Source organism: Bacteroidia bacterium (assembly GCA_016218155.1).
Taxonomy (GTDB): Bacteria; Bacteroidota; Bacteroidia; order Bacteroidales; family GWA2-32-17; genus GWA2-32-17.
Window position 1 is genome coordinate 171,733 of the sequence record JACREQ010000046.1, and the last position, 16,302, is coordinate 188,034.

Below are 16,302 nucleotides of genomic sequence, written 5' to 3' on the forward strand. Positions count from 1 at the left end.
ATTAAACAATATTGCATTATTAATTGCATCTTAATTTCTACTTTTGTTTTCTAAATTAAGAATTAATTAGTTTATGGCTGAAATGAAAGTTAACCTGGAAACTGCAAAGAAACTTGGAATATTACCGGAAGAGTTAGAGCAGATTAAGAAAAATCTTGGACGTATGCCAAATTTTACCGAATTAAGTATTTATTCGGTAATGTGGTCGGAACATGCATCTTACAAAAATTCAATAAAATTATTGAAAACCTTACCACGTAAAGGAAAACATTTACTTGCCGAAGCTGGCGAAGAAAATGCAGGTTTGGTTGATATTGGTGATGGTTTGGCTTGTGCCTTTAAAATAGAATCCCATAATCACCCATCTGCAGTTGAGCCATATCAGGGAGCTGCTACAGGTGTTGGTGGAATTAATCGCGATATTTTTACAATGGGAGCCCGTCCTATTGCTCAGTTAAATTCATTAAGATTTGGTGATTTAAGTTTGGATCGTACAAAATGGTTACTTAAAGGAATTGTAAAAGGTATTGGTAATTATGGAAATGCTTTTGGTGTACCTGTAGTTGGTGGCGAAATTTATTTTGATGAATGCTATAATGCTAATCCTTTAGTTAATGCAATGTCGGTTGGTATTGTAAAAAAAGGAAAAGTTATTTCTGCAACTTCAGGTGGTGTAGGTAACCCTGTTTATATTGTAGGTTCGTCAACTGGAAAAGATGGAATTCACGGTGCTACATTTGCAAGTGCCGATTTACACGAGAATTCTGCTGATGATATTCCAAGTGTACAGGTTGGTGATCCATTTATGGAAAAATTGCTTTTAGAAGCAAGTCTGGAGCTAAATGAAACTGATGCAATTGTTGGAATGCAGGATATGGGAGCCGCAGGAATTATTTGTTCAACTTCAGAAATGTCGGCTCGTGGAAAATGCGGAATGAAAATTTATCTGGATAAAGTTCCACTTCGTCAGAAAAATATTGAAGCCTGGGAAATTCTTCTTTCAGAATCTCAGGAAAGAATGCTTGTGGTTGTAAAAAAAGGACATGAAAGTGAAGTAGAAACTATTTTCAAAAAGTGGGATTTACATTGTGCAATTATTGGAGAAGTAATTAAAGAAGACAGATTAAATTTTTATTTTCATGACGAATTAGTTGCTGATGTACCTGCCGATTCTCTCGTTCTTGGTGGTGGTGCTCCGGTTTATGAACGCGAAAGTAAAGAACCAAAATATTTTAAAGAACTTAAGAAATTTAAAATATCACAGGTTAAAGAACCTGAAGATTTAAGAGAAGTTGCTGAAATGTTAACAAATGAACCAACACTCGCATCTAAACGTTGGGTTTATGAGCAGTATGATACAATGGTTGGAACAAAAAATATGGCAACAAATATTCCTTCTGATGCAGGTATTGTAAATATAAAAGGAACAAATAAAGCACTTGCCTTAACAGTTGACTGTAACTCAAGATATGTATATGCTGATCCTGAAAAAGGAACTGCTATTGCTGTGGCCGAAGCTGCAAGAAATATTGTTTGTGCCGGTGGAACTCCTGTTGCAATAACAAACTGCCTTAATTTTGGTAATCCTTATAATCCTGAAGTTTTTTGGCAATTCTCGGGTGCAATAAAAGGGATGAGCGCAGCATGTACAAAATTTGGAACACCTGTTACCGGTGGTAATGTTAGTTTCTATAACCAGACATCAATTGGTGATACAATAGAGCCTGTTTTTCCAACGCCAACTATAGGAATGTTAGGTGTTTTGGAAGATAAAAATAATGTAATGTCACTTGCATTTCAACGTAAAGGCGATATGATTTTCTTGCTTGGTCCTGTTGTTGAAGATATTTCTTCTTCAGAGTATCTTGTAAAATATCATGGCATAAAAAAATCACCTTGTCCAGCTTTTGATTTAGAAATGGAATATAAAGTTCAGCAAGTTGTTGCTTATATTATTAAAAATAAAATGATAAGTTCTGCGCACGATGTTTCTGAAGGAGGTATTTATACTGCGCTCTTAGAATCAGCAATGCCAAATAATCTTGGTTTTGATATAACAACAGACGCTGAAATCCGTGCTGATGCATTTTTATTTGGTGAATCGCAAAGCAGAGTAATTGTGTCTGTAAACCCTGCGCATGAAGATGCATTTATTGATTTTATGATGGATCAGAAAATCGGGTTTATGGCTCTTGGTCACGTAACAAAATGCGAGTTAAGAGTTGATGATGTGTCATATGGATTTATTAGAGATCATAAAAAAGTGTACGATACTGCTATCGAAAAGCTTATTTAATATTGGAACAAAAATTAATTGTTGAAAAAAACAAAGAAAATGTGGCAACAATGTTTGATGACATTGCGCCATCGTATGACTTTCTAAATCATTTTCTTTCTGCAAATACAGATAAGGTATGGAGAAAGAAAGCTGTTAAAATTCTATCAGCTTATTCTCCTAAAAAAATTCTTGATGTTGCTACAGGTACTGGCGATTTAGCTATTGCTATGCTAAAACTTAACCCTGAAAAGATTACAGGAGTTGATATTTCAAAAGAAATGCTTGAGGTTGGCAAAAAGAAAATATTAGAATTGGGGAAGCAACAGATTGTTGATTTGCTTCAGGCTGATGCAGAAAACCTTCCTTTTGCTAATGATACTTATAATGCAGTAACTGTTGCTTTTGGGGTAAGAAATTTTGAGCATCTTAACAAAGGATTATTAGAAATTTATAGAGTTCTTGCTCCCAACGGGGTATTTTTAATACTGGAGTTTTCGAGGCCAAAAAATAATTTACTCGGTATATTATTTAGATTTTATTTTGGTCAGATTCTTCCTTTAATTGGCAGATTATTTTCAAAAAATAAGGTTGCTTATAAGTACCTGTTTCAAAGTGTTCAGCAGTTTCCTAGCGGTGATGAGATGAAGAAGAATTTATCTTCTTTGGGATATAAAAATGTTACTGCAAAAACATTATCTATGGGAATTGCAACAATTTATACTGCATCAAAATAATTTCGGATTATGTCCGTTTTACTATCTTTGCTGAAATATGCGTAAGTATTCAAAATTCATAATATTAATTCTTTGCTTATTCTCAGGTGGAATTTATGGTCAGACTATTAGACCATTAAATTTACCTAAGTATGATATAATGCCTTTGCACTTTGGTATGTCGCTTGGTATTAATCAAATGGATTTTACAATTCATAATTCCGGAAAATTTTTAACATCTGCAATAGATTCTGTTTATTCTATTGAAAATAAGCCTAATGTAGGTTTAAATATTAATATCGTATCTAATTATAATTTTTATAAAAGTTTTTCTCTTAGATTTTTACCAGGCTTAAATTTTGGTCAACGCGATTTACATTACTGGATTAAAAAAGATTCAGTAACATATATTGACCATGTAATGAAAATAGAATCTACTTATCTTGATTTACCATTATTGTTTCAATATAAAGGAAAAAGAATGACAAACTTTCGTCCGTATTTAATTGGTGGTATGAGTTTTAAAATTGATCTTGCTGCACAAAAGAAAGTTAAGGAAGAGGATAAACCTAAAATTAAATTAAGCAGAACAAGTTATTATTATGAAGTTGGCTTTGGTACCGATTTTTTTCTTGAATATTTTAAGTTTGCGTTAGAAATAAAATATGTAGTTGGTATTAATAATGTACTTGTACCTGATCCAACTCAGTATTCAAAGGCAATTGACAGAATGAACAGTAAAATGATTATGGTGTCTATGACTTTTGAAGGAAGTGATATTAGAGTATTTAAATTTTTAAACCGAAGAAGTGGTAAATGATTCAGCAGGTTGATTTAGTTCTTTCTCCTTCAGATGCTTCAAAATCTGATTCTTATTCGGATTATGTTGCCAAGAAACTAAAAATAAACAAATCGCAAATTTCATTTATAAGATTGGAGAAGCGTTCTGTTGATGCCCGTCAGAGAGATATTAAAGTTCAGTTGCGATTTGTTGTAGTTATTGATGAGCCTGGGTATTCTCCTGAGAAAATACTTTTTAATCAACAAATTGTAGAAAATGCAAAAGAAGTTGCGATTGTCGGAGCAGGTCCTGCCGGTTTGTTTGCTGCATTACAACTAATTGAATTAGGCTTAAAACCTGTAATATTTGAGAGAGGTAAAGATGTTTATGATAGAAAACGTGATATCGCAACAATGTACAGGAATAATGAAATAAATGCAGAATCTAATTATTGTTATGGAGAAGGTGGGGCTGGAACATTTTCTGATGGTAAATTATATACAAGAGCTTCAAAACGTGGAAATGTAAACAGAATTTTAGAATTGTTTTATTTGCATGGAGCCGATGAAAATATCCTTTATGAGGCGCATCCGCATATTGGCTCTGATAAATTGCCAAAAGTAATTGAGAATATCAGAAAAAGGATTATTGAAGCTGGAGGAGAGTTTCATTTTAATACACAAGTAAAAGAAATTTTAATAAAAGATGGAAAAGTTGATGGCATATTGTTAAATAATGATTCGATTTTTCCTGTTTCTGATATTATTTTGGCAACCGGACATTCTGCAAGAGATATTTACAGGATGTTATTTGCAAAAAACATTTTACTTGAATCTAAAGGTTTTGCAATGGGTGTCAGAATTGAACATCCTCAGAACATTATTGACAATATTCAATATCATGGCTTTAATCGTGGCGAATTACTTCCTGCAGCTTCTTACAGCATAGTTCAACAGGTAAGTGGGAGAGGAGTATATTCTTTTTGTATGTGCCCTGGAGGTTTTATTGTTCCTGCTGCAACTGCTGGTGGAGAAATAGTTGTTAATGGAATGTCAGCTTCAAAAAGAAATTCACCATATGCTAATTCGGGCTTTGTTACAGAAATAAAAGATGATGATTTGATAGAGTTTAAAAAGTTTGGAGTACTTGCAGGACTGGAGTTTCAGTCATATTTTGAGCAAATGGCTTTTTATTACGGAGGTGGCGGAATAGTAGCTCCGGCACAAAGAATAATTGATTTTATTCAGAAAAAAACATCATCTGATTTGCCCGAAACTTCTTATACTGCCGGAGTAAAATCTTCTGACATGCATAACTGGATTCCTAAAATTATTAGCGAAAATCTAAGCAAAGCTTTGCAGAATTATTCACAACGTGCAAAAGGTTTTTTAACAGAAAATGCAATTATGGTTGGAGTTGAAAGCAGAACATCATCACCATTAAGAATTCCAAGAAATCCAGAAACACTGGAACATATTCAAATTAAAGGATTATACCCATGTGGTGAAGGTGCCGGATATGCAGGTGGAATAGTTTCTTCAGCAATGGATGGGATGAATGTTGCTCTGAAAATTGCAAATATGTGATTTTTGGTCACACCGTGCGAATTAGAAGTGAAAATTATTATGTGCGATTTATTAAATTTATTGCGAAGCATGCAGTTGTAGCAGCTGTTTCCGTTCTTAATCTGCTATTCCCAAGGCTGATTCCGGTATAGTTATTTTTCAATGCAGATTCAATTTCTTTAGGAGAAAAATCACCTTCAGGTCCGATTAGAATTAAGCAATCAGAACCTTTTTTATACCAATCTGCAATATGTTTGCGTTCATCTGTGCAATATGCTATTGCTTTTGTAATGTTATAATCTTTTTTAATAAAATCATTGAACTTTGTTAGCGGATTTAATATTGGTAATTTTGCTTTAATACTTTGCTTCATTGCCGAAATCATTACTTTTTGAAGTCGATCAATATTTACATTTTTTCTTTCACTGCGTTCGCAAAGTATGGGGGTTATTTCATCAATTCCTGATTCTGTAGCTTTTTCTATAAACCATTCTAATCTGTCGGCATGCTGAAGAGGTGAAATTGCAATGTGCAGTTTATAAGGTCTTGCTCCATAATTTTCGAATGTTTCTTCAATATTTAATATGCAAGCTTTTTGGTGATCGCTAATAATTGTTGTTTTATATAAATTTCCCTTACCGTTTGTAATCCATACTTCATCTTCAATTTTTAATCTGAGAACTCGGGTACAATGCTTGGATTCCTCTTCGCTTAGTTCAATAGTATTGCCCGAAATATCCGGATTGTAAAATAGTTGCATGAATTATTTTTCTTTATGCGAAAATATTAAAAAAACATATTACATTTAACAGTTAAGTAAAAAAGTTTAAAATTAATTGAAAACAATTGGTTTAATCTCTGATACTCATGGTTCGGTTGACGAAGCTGTGTATACATTTTTTTTTAATTGTGATGAAATATGGCATGCAGGCGATTTTGGTAATTTGCAAACTGCTGACAAGTTAGCTACTTTTAAGCCATTGCGTGGTGTTTATGGAAACATTGATGATCATAAATTAAGACTAGTTTACCCTGAAACTATAAGATTTGTATGTGATGGCGTTGATACACTTATTACTCATGCAGGTGGATATCCTGCACATTATGATAAAAATTTGTTACCTGTTTTAAGAACAAATCCTCCAAAACTTCTAATTACCGGGCATTCTCATATTCTAAGAGTAATGTTCGACAAACAATTTAATTTTCTTTTTATGAACCCGGGTGCTGCAGGAAATTATGGATTTCACAAACAAATTACACTAATAAGATTTGTTATTGATAAAGGCGAAGTAAAAGATGTTGATGTTTATGACAGACCAAGGGGATAAATATAATTATTGAATCTTTAACTAAGTGAATAATGTTATTTAGATAAACTAAATGTAAATAATTTTTATTATATTTGTTTTGTGATAATTATAGAGTATAACTAATTTATATTAATTATTAATATATGAAAAAGATAGTTTTAGTTTCAGTATTATTATTGTTTCTTTTAAATTGTAAGAAAGAAAACTCTAATGAAGTTGGAACGGGCAAAATTTATGGAAAAATTACAAATATTATTTCTACTGAACAGAGTGCGAATGTATGTTTATTCAATTCACAAAATGTTTATAATGTAGTGCCTACGATAACAGGAGAATATGAGATTCTAAATGTTTTAGCTGGAAATTATAAACTAAAAGTATCTCAAACTACTTCAGATGGAATCGTTGAGAGGACTGTTAGCGTTAATGTTACAAAATCAACACAAGAGGTAAATGTTAGTTTGCCAGATCCTGTAATACTTTATTGTAATTATCATACAAATTCTTCTGTAGCATTAAAATGGACATTGTCAATTGATACAGGATTTCGGGAATATAAGATATATAAAGGTTATAATTCTGGTTTAGATGAAACTACTGGTACCTTAATTCATGTTTCAACAAGTAGGGCAGATACTGCATATCTTGATACCAATAGCACAGTAATGGGCGGTGGTATTTCACCAAATAGTAATTATTATTATAGGGTATTTGTTATGGATGAAATGGGTAAAATTGCAGGGAGTAATGTACTTCATGTATTAACAGATTCAAATACCTTTATTTATAATTTAAATTTGGAATCAAATTTTGCAGGGCATTCTGATTTAGGTGTTATTAATGGTATTACATTCGATGGTAGTAATGTATGGTTGGCTTATAGATTAGATCTAGGAGGGTTTTATGATAATGATAAAATATCTTTAGTTAAATTGGATAACGTTAATTATAATATTATTGATACATTATTCTTTAATGACAGATATGAGCCTATAGGAGGTTTAACTTTTGATGGATCGAATTTATGGTTGCAATACTCTGCTTCAGGTACTGGAAGTAATTTTATTCGTGAGATAAATCCAGATAACGGTGCAATACTAAATAATTTTAATACAGATTATGGTGTATGGGGAATTTCATATTTTAATAGTGAAATATATCTAAATTACTATTGGCTTAAAATTGAAAAAATTAATCCAGTAAATGGTGGAATTACAAGTACAATTAATACTTATAGTAATGGGATAAATAGCTCTTTTGGTATTGCAGTAAAAAATGATGAAATATGGGTTTCAAATTCAATTTCAGATGGAAGTATATATGTGCTGAATAATAATGGTTCATTAAAAGGATTTGTTAGCAACAATCTTGATCGTTCTCAATTATGTTTTATTCAAAATAAACTATTTGCTGCAACACCTAGTAGGGTATACATATATAATATAACAGCTAAAAAATAAATCTTTATTTAATTTCTTTTAACCACCTATTTGCACATTCTCTTGCAGTAGTAATTGTTTCTTTTCCGGAACGGAAGCACATTTTCCAGTATCCGCTTTTTTCCTGATATTCCGGATTTTCAAATTGCATTTTATTATTTACTTTCACAAGTTTTGCATTAAAATCTATATTTGAAGTTAAATCAAGAAAGGCTTGAATTCTTATTTTAAGCATGGTGTTTAGATCTTTTAATTTCTCCCATTCGGCAAGTTCAGTTTTGTATTCTGCTATCTTTATATCATACTCTTCTTTTGCTGCTTTTTTCTGAACTTCTATTAATTGTGCACTTTGTTGTTTATATTCAGGACTTGAAGTGGTCTCTTTCATAGTTTCCATATTCTTTTTTAATTCTTCCTTTTGTTCTGGAGTAAGATATGGATTATTTAATTGTTCTTCCAACACCTTTTGTAACTGTATTGCCTGATCATCTAATGATTCAATCTGTTCCATTTTTGGTTCAGATGGCTTCATGTTTTCGTGTTCTATTTTATATTTTTCTTTAAAAGTATCAGAATTTACATATGCTTTAATATATTCAAATAGTTGGTTAACCACAGCTGCCCGCTCATTAACAGGAATTGTTTTAAATACATTATTACAAAATGGAACATTTAAGTTTCCGAAAATAAAATTATCAGATATTGTGTTATTTGCTTCTTCAGTTGAGCAACCAATTTTTGTTATTACTTCATTTGAAAGAGTAAATGCAGAAATGAAACTAATTATTAATACTGAAATTAAAAAAATATATGCCTTTTTCATAACGTAAATGTTTTATTGATACAAATATATAATTTTTGGAAATAAAACTCAATTTATAAAAATGGAAAAAATCTTCCTGTTTTTAGCATATAATTATCGTAATCTTTATATTGTTTTTTAAGCAGAGATTCTTCATATTTTGATTTAAAATAAAAAAGAATATATAATGCAATACTAATTGAGATATTCCATATACTTTCATTAAATATTCCAAAAAAAATCGAGAAAATAATTATTCCTGTATAAATAGGATGACGAATATATTTGTATAATCCAGCTTGAATTAATGTTCCTGATTCAATAGGAGTAGGAAATGGAGTGAGATTTTTGTTTAGTTGTATAAATGCAAAAAACATAATAATTAACCCAATAATTGATATTGATAAACTAGCAATTCTTAAAATAAAATTTAGCTGAAATTCAATCAGATTTAAAGGAATAAAATAAATTAATAAAAGCACTGCCTGAATTCCAACAAATATTAAATCCTTTATTGCTGTTTTGCCCATAAATAATTTATTTATAAGCGTTGTAATCTATGCTCAACCCGCGTGTGCCTTTCATTCTTACAAAAAAACTTTCGCGATCGGGTAAGGAAATAAAATTCTTAACAAAAGCTTTTTGGATGTCTATTGCAGGGTCAATCATTTTTGCTTCCATTGTCCTTAAACTGTCATAAACAATAGGTAAAAGCTTTACTTCAGGACTTACCTTTTCTTCTGTAAAACGTTTTAAAAGCTTTGTCTGAAAAGGATCTGAAGCAAGTGCGATTGTTGAATATTTAAGTTTTTTTGCTTTCATGTAAGAATAGTAAATATTCTCTGTACTATGTTCAGCTTTTGTTTCAACTAAAATATGTTCTTTGGGAATGCCAATAGCTTCGGCATATAAAGCCATTATCTCTGCTTCTACATATGGTGAATAAACTGCGGATCCTGAATACATAATGTTTTTTGCAATGCCTTTGTCGTATAAAAATTTTGACCAATAAACTCTTGCTTTCATTGTTAAACTCCATTTTTCGTTCTCTAATGGAACACCTGGAACAACAACAATATCATAGCTTTTATTAATCGATTCGTTTAATAATCTTTTACATGTTTTAGAAGAAAATGAACATGAATTAAAAACAATTATATTAATTAGTATAAATGAAATAATTGAATAATAAAATATTATCTGAACAGGTTTATTTTGTGATATGTTTTTTATTTTTTTCATTCAGAATATTATAACAATTAGTAATTATTCACAAAATCTATCATCAGATTAGTTAATTCTTCGTATTTGCCTAGGCTAAGGTTTTCAGGTGTGTCGGCAGGGTTGTGGTAAGGACCGGTTTTTCCTTGAGCGTATATAAAAAAACATTTTACTCCTGAATGATAAAAAGGTGCATGATCACTGTTGTCTGAAGCACCTCTTACTTTTACTACTGGTACATAATTTTTCTTATTGTTTAATTCTTTTAGTAATTCAAATTCGGTTTTGAATACAGAACCGTTTACCACTGTAATTCCATCTTCTCCACTGCCTAAAAGGTCCATATTTAATAGGAACTTTATTTTTTTAAGCTCAACAAGAGGATGGCTAACAAAATACTGAGAACCGACTAAACCAATTTCTTCTCCTGTAAAAAACATGAAAACTATTGTATAGCGTGGTTTTTCTTTAGAAAATGTTTTGCATAAATCTAACAACATTGTAACTCCACTAGCATTATCATTTGCACCAGGAAAGAAAGCGTTCCCTAATTCTCCAAGGTGATCATAATGTGCTGAAAAAGCAATGATAGAATCGGATTTTCCGGGTATGACGGCAATAACATTTCTGGTTTTATATTTTTCAATATAATTTGATTTAAAGCTTAGCAAAATTTCTTTTGCATTTTCGGGAAAACTTGAGCAGGTAATTTCCATTTGCACCCAGCTTCTTTGTTCGCTATCTTCAACCTGAACAGTGTTTTTAGCAACTAAAGTAATAATTCCTTTAGCATTCATCGGGTTTTTATGACGAATTTCACTAATGATTTCTTTTAGCGATTTGTCATTTGTTAAACTTGTATCAATAACAATAAAACTTTTGATTAGGTTTTTATTGTAAAGATCTTTTACACTTTGTTTGTCAATTCTGAATAATGGAAATTTACCGGAACAGCTTTTTGATCCAGGATAAATAACAAAGTCGGTACCGCAGTTAAGAGTATCAGAATCGATTTTTAAAATACCAAGGTCACTTATAGTGCATACCGGCATATAAAACTCCTGAAAATACGATTTTGAAATTTTTGAGGCTTTAATATTTTTTAGTTCTGCAGCTATAAATTTTGCAGCTTTAAAATCACCATTGTTTGTATAGCCTCTGCCATGAAAATCTTCAGAACATAATTTGGCAAGAACTTGTTTTGCATATTTTATATCCTGTCCCGAAGCTGGGAATAAGTTTAAAAAGATGATACAACAAAATACAGAATAAAATAGTAAAGCAGAAAATGTTTTTTTTATTTGCATTGTATTATTCAATAGGTGAACTGCCTGCAAAACGACGATAAATTAATTCAAGAAATTTATTAAATGAGTCAGAGTCAGTTTTAAAGTTCAGTGTTTTATTTATAAATTCCATAGCTTCATCAAGATTACTCATTTCATTAATTTTGTCTATTGTTTCAGTGTATTTTGCCGAATCATTTGAAAATATATCGCGCATAAACATAACTCTGTCGTTTATACTTATTGCTGACTTAAGGTTTTTAATCGGTTTTAATTGTTGAGTAGTAGAAAAATCTTTAACAGTTTTTGTTAAACTTTCTGAAAGAGTTTTTGCTTTTGTTTCCTGATATTGGTCAGCAATAGTTTTTGAACCGGTAGATATTGTTGTTTTTGTTTCTACAACTTTTTCAATTTGCTTTTTTTCAATAGAGGTTTCCTGAGTTACTGTTATATTAGTTTGCACAGGAGCTTGAATTTCTTCAATTTTCTTTTCTTCTTCAATCACAATAGGTTCAACTGTTTTTATTTCCTGTACTTTTTCAATAGATTTTTCTACAGGTTGATTAATAATTTCTTTTTCAATTATTTCAACAACTGGCTTTTCTTCTACAGGAATAACTTTAATTTCTTTTTCGATTATTTTTTTTGGTTCTTCAATCTTAATAGCTGTTTCTTTTGTTTCAACCTTTAACAGGAAATCATAAGCCATTCTTATTTTTCCTAAAGCAAGGTCTTTGTCAATATTATTTATATTTTCGCAATTGTTATTAGCAATTAATGCTGTTGCTTCGTTAAGCGTTTCAATAATATGGCTGATTTTTTCGTTCTGGTTCATAATTTTAACATCTTAAAGTATCAATGGCTTTGTATTTCTTTTATTTTTGTAAAGTTAATCATTTGAAATAAACTGAGGAATTTTTAGCATGTTTTTAGAAAAAACCGGAAGCGAAGGTCCAAAAAAGGGATGGATTGAAGTAGTTTGTGGGTCTATGTTTTCAGGTAAAACAGAGGAGTTGATTCGTAGGCTTAAAAGAGCAAAAATTGCGAAACAAAAAGTTGAGATTTTTAAACCTAAAATTGACGTAAGATACTCCGTTGAGGAAGTTGTTTCACATGACGAAAATGTAATACACTCAACTCCTGTAGATACAGCTTCAAATATTCTTTTATTAGTTAGTGATGTTGATGTTGTGGGAATTGACGAAGCTCAGTTTTTTGATAATGCTTTGGTTGATGTATGTAATGCGTTAGCAAATAATGGAGTAAGAGTAATTGTTGCCGGTCTTGATATGGACTTCCTTGGAAAACCATTTGGTCCAATGCCTGGTTTGTTAGCAGCAGCAGAGTATGTAACTAAAGTTCATGCAATTTGTATGCATTGTGGTAATTTAGCTCATTATTCTTACAGAAAAGTAGAAAGTGAAAAATTAGTTCTGTTAGGCGAAACTCAGGAATATGAGCCATTGTGTCGTGATTGCTATGTAAAAATTACTCATAAAAAGTAGCATGACAAATTATTCCGCAAGCGAGATTGCCTCAATAATAAGAGGAAAAGTTAATGGAAATGGTGATGTAATAATTAATCGACTTTTAATTGACAGCAGAAATCTTGCATTTCCATTAGAGAGTTTATTTATTGCAATTCGTGGTGATAGGCATGATGGAAATACTTTTATACCAGATCTATATCAAAAAGGAGTTCGTTGTTTTATTGTCTCAAAAATTCCTGCTTGTTTGTGTACCGATGCTACTTTTATAGTTGTTTCTGACACACTACTTGCACTTCAGGATTTGGTAGCTTTTCACAGGTCAAAATTTAATTACCCAGTAATTGGAATTACCGGCAGCAATGGTAAAACTGTTGTAAAAGAATGGCTTTTTGAATTGTTGAAAGAGGAAAAAATTATAGTCAGAAATCCAAGGAGTTATAATAGTCAGGTTGGTGTACCATTGTCGGTTTGGATGATGGATGAAACACATCAGCTGGGAATTTTTGAAGCTGGTATTTCTAAAGTAAATGAAATGGAGCGACTTGCAAAAGTAATTCGCCCTGATTTAGGAATTTTTACAAATGTAGGTCCTGCACATCAGGAAAATTTTGGAGATACACGACAAAAGGTTGTAGAAAAATTAAAGTTATTTGAGAAATCTAAAACACTTATTTTTTGTAATGACTATCCTGCTATTTCAGAATTGGTTCCTGCTTATTGCGAAAAAAATGGTATAAAACCATTTACATGGGGAAAAAGCAATGAAGCTGATCTGCAAATTTTAAAAATTGAAAAAGGAGAAAAAACAACTTTTATTGAGGGATTATTTAAAGGAGAAAATCAAAAAATAAAAATTTTATTTACAGATGATGCTTCAATAGAGAATTCAATTATTTGCTGGGTAACTTTATTGGCTCTGGGTTATAATCATACATTTATTTCAACACAAATTCTTAATCTTGCTCCTGTTGCAATGCGTTTGCAAATGAATGAAGGATTGAATAATTGTACAATTATTAATGATACATATAATTCAGATTTAGCTTCTTTACGAATTGCACTCCATCTTTTAAGTCAGCAGAATCAGCATCCTCATAGAATTTTAATTTTATCTGATATTTTGCAAAGCGGATATAACGAAGAAATTTTGTATTCAGAAGTTTCCGATATGGTAAACAATCATAAGGTAGACATGGTTATTGGTATCGGAACAGCTATCTCAAGATTTTCAGATAAATTTAAAGTAAATAAGAAATTCTATTATTCGTCTTCTGAATTTATTCAGAATCTGGCATCATTAAAACTTCATAATTCAACAATACTACTTAAAGGTGCTAGAAAGTTTGAATTTGAAAAGATTTCTAAAAGATTACAACAAAAGGCACATGAAACTGTTCTTGAAGTAAATTTAAATGCTTTTGTAAGTAATCTAAATGCATATAAATCATTGTTAAAACCAGGAACAGGAGTAATGGCAATGGTTAAAGCATTTTCATATGGCAGTGGTTTGTTTGAAATTGCAAATTTACTTCAGTTTGAGCATGTAAGTTACTTAACTGTGGCCTATGCTGATGAAGGTGTAGAGCTTCGTCAGGGTGGTATTTCAATGCCAATATTGGTAATGAGTCCAGAACCCGAGAGTTTTGAGGCAATGCTTGAATATAATTTAGAGCCTGAATTGTATAATTTAAGAATTATGCAGATGTTTCAGACTGAAGTTAAACGATTAGGAAAACAAAATGTAAATGTTCATATAAAACTTGATACTGGAATGAAACGGTTGGGTTTTGAGGAGTCTGAAATTGATTTACTTTTGTTTAAACTTAAAAAGAATCCATGGCTGAAAGTCAGATCTGTTTTTACTCACCTTACTTCCACTGATGATGTAAGAGATGATCATTTTACTTTCAGGCAGGTTGAACTTTTTAATTCGATGGTTAAACAAATTGAAAATTCATTAGATTATCCATTTTTAAAGCATGTGCTTAACTCGGCAGGAGTGGAGAGATTTCCAAATTATTCTTTCGATCTGGTAAGGCTGGGAATCGGGCTTTATGGTTTCTGTACTGGAAATGCATTAAAAGGAAAACTAACTAATGTTATTTCTTTGAAGACTGTTATTTCACAAATTAAATCTGTTCCAGCTGATGAAACAGTTGGTTATAACAGAAAAGGGGTATTGTTAAGAGATTCTTTAATTGCTACAATTCCTATAGGTTATGCTGATGGTTTGGATAGAAAGTTAAGCAATGGCGCCGGTGTTTTTAAGGTAAATGGAGTTTCTGCACCAACGGTTGGAAATGTCTGTATGGATATGTGTATGATTGATGTTACGGATGCTAATGCGCATGAGGGAGACGAAGTAATTATTTTTGATTCTGCAGCTGATGTTATGAAGATGTCAGAAATAATAGGAACAATTCCTTATGAAATTCTTACAGGAATTTCTAGAAGAGTAAAACGAATTTATTATCACGAATAAAAAAGTGACTAAAGTGACTAAAATGCCTAAAGTACTTAAAGTTGAAAGCGAATTTCTTTTTGTCATTCTGTCCGCCGCGGCGGAAAAGTGAAGAATCTAATATCAAAGTTTAAAATAATAGAATAAATAAAATCCAAAATCCTAATTCGTAAATCTTAAATAAATAATGATTTCACTATCTGTTGTTATAATTACCTTTAACGAAGAAAAAAATATTCAGCGATGTATCGAGGCAGTTAAGAATATTGCTGATGAAATCGTTGTGGTTGATTCTTTTTCAACAGATAAAACCGAAGATATTTGTAACAAATTAAATGTAAAATTTGTAAAACATGCTTTTGAAGGTCATATTCAACAAAAGAACTGGGCTATAACACAGGCAACATCAAAATATATTCTTTCACTTGATGCTGATGAAGTACTTTCACCTGAACTTGAAAAATCAATACTTGAAGCAAAATCAAACTGGCAATATGATGGTTATTATTTTAACCGTTTAACAAATTACTGTGGAAAATGGATTAAGCATTGCGGATGGTATCCTGATAAAAAATTAAGACTGTGGGATAGCTCAAAAGGCATGTGGACTGGCGTTAATCCTCATGATAAGTATGAATTACAACAAGGTGCAACAATTGGTTATTTAAGAGGAGATTTATTGCATTATTCTTATTATTCTATTTCTCAGCATATCGAACAAATAAATAAATTTACAGAAATTTCTTCAAAAGCAGAATTTAAAAATGGTAGAAAAGTAAATTTATTAGGAATCTTATTTCAACCCGCATGGAAGTTCTTTCGCGATTTTATAATTAAGGGAGGATTTTTGGATGGTTATTATGGTTATGTAATTTGCAAATTGTCGGCAAATGCAGCATTTGTGAAGTATTTAAAAATAAGAGAGCTATGTAAGAAATGAAAATGCATGTTTA

The 16,302-nt window shown here is 31.2% G+C and carries 15 protein-coding genes; 9 read left to right on the forward strand and 6 right to left on the reverse strand.

All coding sequences use genetic code 11. The features are described 5' to 3' along the window. The first annotated feature begins 73 nt into the window (after positions 1 to 73). The 4 genes from purL to HY951_08920 are packed head-to-tail and all read left to right on the forward strand — an operon-like array spanning position 74 to position 5,358. Positions 74 to 2,296, forward strand: coding sequence for a phosphoribosylformylglycinamidine synthase subunit PurL (gene purL / locus HY951_08905; GenBank protein MBI5540162.1), 2,223 nt, complete (start codon positions 74 to 76; stop codon positions 2,294 to 2,296). Positions 2,297 to 2,346: 50 nt separating this feature from the next. Further along, complete coding sequence (ubiE, locus tag HY951_08910) at positions 2,347 to 3,012, forward strand: bifunctional demethylmenaquinone methyltransferase/2-methoxy-6-polyprenyl-1,4-benzoquinol methylase UbiE (protein ID MBI5540163.1); 666 nt, start codon at positions 2,347 to 2,349, stop codon at positions 3,010 to 3,012. 37 nt (positions 3,013 to 3,049) lie between these two features. Then, complete coding sequence (locus HY951_08915; GenBank protein ID MBI5540164.1) at positions 3,050 to 3,811, forward strand: PorT family protein; 762 nt, start codon at positions 3,050 to 3,052, stop codon at positions 3,809 to 3,811. Beyond that, complete coding sequence (locus HY951_08920) at positions 3,808 to 5,358, forward strand: NAD(P)/FAD-dependent oxidoreductase (GenBank protein MBI5540165.1); 1,551 nt, start codon at positions 3,808 to 3,810, stop codon at positions 5,356 to 5,358. Before HY951_08915 ends, HY951_08920 begins: the two co-directional genes overlap by 4 nt. Before the next feature lie 37 nt (positions 5,359 to 5,395). Here HY951_08920 and HY951_08925 read toward each other — a convergent pair whose 3' ends face one another. Next, on the reverse strand, positions 5,396 to 6,097 hold the full coding sequence (locus tag HY951_08925) for a 16S rRNA (uracil(1498)-N(3))-methyltransferase (protein MBI5540166.1): 702 nt from the start codon (positions 6,095 to 6,097) through the stop codon (positions 5,396 to 5,398). A 76-nt stretch (positions 6,098 to 6,173) separates the two neighbouring features. Here HY951_08925 and HY951_08930 point away from each other — a divergent pair, with 76 nt between their 5' ends. Continuing rightward, positions 6,174 to 6,668: a metallophosphoesterase family protein gene (locus HY951_08930; protein MBI5540167.1), complete on the forward strand. Its 495-nt coding sequence runs from the start codon at positions 6,174 to 6,176 to the stop codon at positions 6,666 to 6,668. Between the two features lie 125 nt (positions 6,669 to 6,793). Continuing rightward, a complete protein-coding gene (locus HY951_08935) occupies positions 6,794 to 8,110 on the forward strand; it encodes a hypothetical protein (GenBank protein ID MBI5540168.1) in 1,317 nt (438 codons plus the stop codon). Between the two features lie 4 nt (positions 8,111 to 8,114). Here the strand turns inward: HY951_08935 and HY951_08940 are convergent, their stop codons facing one another. The 5 genes from HY951_08940 to HY951_08960 are packed head-to-tail and all read right to left on the reverse strand — an operon-like array spanning position 8,115 to position 12,233. Then, entirely contained in the window at positions 8,115 to 8,912 is a 798-nt protein-coding gene (locus HY951_08940; GenBank protein MBI5540169.1) for a hypothetical protein, read from the reverse strand. 53 nt (positions 8,913 to 8,965) lie between these two features. Next, positions 8,966 to 9,421 carry a DUF1295 domain-containing protein gene (locus HY951_08945; protein ID MBI5540170.1) on the reverse strand — a complete coding sequence of 152 codons (456 nt, stop codon included), beginning with the start codon at positions 9,419 to 9,421 and terminating at the stop codon, positions 8,966 to 8,968. Positions 9,422 to 9,428: 7 nt separating this feature from the next. After that, positions 9,429 to 10,133 carry a YdcF family protein gene (locus HY951_08950; protein MBI5540171.1) on the reverse strand — a complete coding sequence of 235 codons (705 nt, stop codon included), beginning with the start codon at positions 10,131 to 10,133 and terminating at the stop codon, positions 9,429 to 9,431. A 17-nt stretch (positions 10,134 to 10,150) separates the two neighbouring features. Then, the gene (locus HY951_08955; protein ID MBI5540172.1) at positions 10,151 to 11,419 is read right to left on the reverse strand and encodes a M20/M25/M40 family metallo-hydrolase; all 1,269 of its coding nucleotides are present in this window, start codon (positions 11,417 to 11,419) and stop codon (positions 10,151 to 10,153) included. Between the two features lie 4 nt (positions 11,420 to 11,423). Then, on the reverse strand, positions 11,424 to 12,233 hold the full coding sequence (locus HY951_08960) for a hypothetical protein (protein MBI5540173.1): 810 nt from the start codon (positions 12,231 to 12,233) through the stop codon (positions 11,424 to 11,426). An 88-nt stretch (positions 12,234 to 12,321) separates the two neighbouring features. Between HY951_08960 and HY951_08965 the strand changes: the two genes are divergently transcribed. The 3 genes from HY951_08965 (at position 12,322) to HY951_08975 (ending at position 16,289) form a co-directional block, all read left to right on the forward strand. Next, on the forward strand, positions 12,322 to 12,903 hold the full coding sequence (locus HY951_08965; protein MBI5540174.1) for a thymidine kinase: 582 nt from the start codon (positions 12,322 to 12,324) through the stop codon (positions 12,901 to 12,903). 1 nt (position 12,904) lies between these two features. Next, positions 12,905 to 15,370, forward strand: a complete 2,466-nt coding sequence (locus tag HY951_08970; GenBank protein ID MBI5540175.1) for a bifunctional UDP-N-acetylmuramoyl-tripeptide:D-alanyl-D-alanine ligase/alanine racemase — start codon at positions 12,905 to 12,907, stop codon at positions 15,368 to 15,370. A 166-nt stretch (positions 15,371 to 15,536) separates the two neighbouring features. Then, positions 15,537 to 16,289 (forward strand): glycosyltransferase family 2 protein, encoded by a 753-nt coding sequence (locus HY951_08975; protein ID MBI5540176.1) that lies wholly within the window; start codon positions 15,537 to 15,539, stop codon positions 16,287 to 16,289. Positions 16,290 to 16,302: the final 13 nt, after the last annotated feature.

What these genes read in the sequence shown, in the direction of transcription:
- HY951_08975 (MBI5540176.1), top strand. Translation starts at nt 15,537, where the DNA reads ATGATTTCACTATCTGTTGTTATAATTACCTTTAACGAAGAAAAAAAT.
- ubiE (MBI5540163.1), top strand. Translation starts at nt 2,347, where the DNA reads ATGTTTGATGACATTGCGCCATCGTATGACTTTCTAAATCATTTTCTT.
- HY951_08940 (MBI5540169.1), bottom strand. Translation starts at nt 8,912, where the DNA reads ATGAAAAAGGCATATATTTTTTTAATTTCAGTATTAATAATTAGTTTC.
- HY951_08915 (MBI5540164.1), top strand. Translation starts at nt 3,050, where the DNA reads ATGCGTAAGTATTCAAAATTCATAATATTAATTCTTTGCTTATTCTCA.
- HY951_08960 (MBI5540173.1), bottom strand. Translation starts at nt 12,233, where the DNA reads ATGAACCAGAACGAAAAAATCAGCCATATTATTGAAACGCTTAACGAA.
- HY951_08935 (MBI5540168.1), top strand. Translation starts at nt 6,794, where the DNA reads ATGAAAAAGATAGTTTTAGTTTCAGTATTATTATTGTTTCTTTTAAAT.
- HY951_08955 (MBI5540172.1), bottom strand. Translation starts at nt 11,419, where the DNA reads ATGCAAATAAAAAAAACATTTTCTGCTTTACTATTTTATTCTGTATTT.
- HY951_08920 (MBI5540165.1), top strand. Translation starts at nt 3,808, where the DNA reads ATGATTCAGCAGGTTGATTTAGTTCTTTCTCCTTCAGATGCTTCAAAA.
- HY951_08965 (MBI5540174.1), top strand. Translation starts at nt 12,322, where the DNA reads ATGTTTTTAGAAAAAACCGGAAGCGAAGGTCCAAAAAAGGGATGGATT.
- HY951_08945 (MBI5540170.1), bottom strand. Translation starts at nt 9,421, where the DNA reads ATGGGCAAAACAGCAATAAAGGATTTAATATTTGTTGGAATTCAGGCA.
- HY951_08925 (MBI5540166.1), bottom strand. Translation starts at nt 6,097, where the DNA reads ATGCAACTATTTTACAATCCGGATATTTCGGGCAATACTATTGAACTA.
- HY951_08970 (MBI5540175.1), top strand. Translation starts at nt 12,905, where the DNA reads ATGACAAATTATTCCGCAAGCGAGATTGCCTCAATAATAAGAGGAAAA.
- purL (MBI5540162.1), top strand. Translation starts at nt 74, where the DNA reads ATGGCTGAAATGAAAGTTAACCTGGAAACTGCAAAGAAACTTGGAATA.
- HY951_08950 (MBI5540171.1), bottom strand. Translation starts at nt 10,133, where the DNA reads ATGAAAAAAATAAAAAACATATCACAAAATAAACCTGTTCAGATAATA.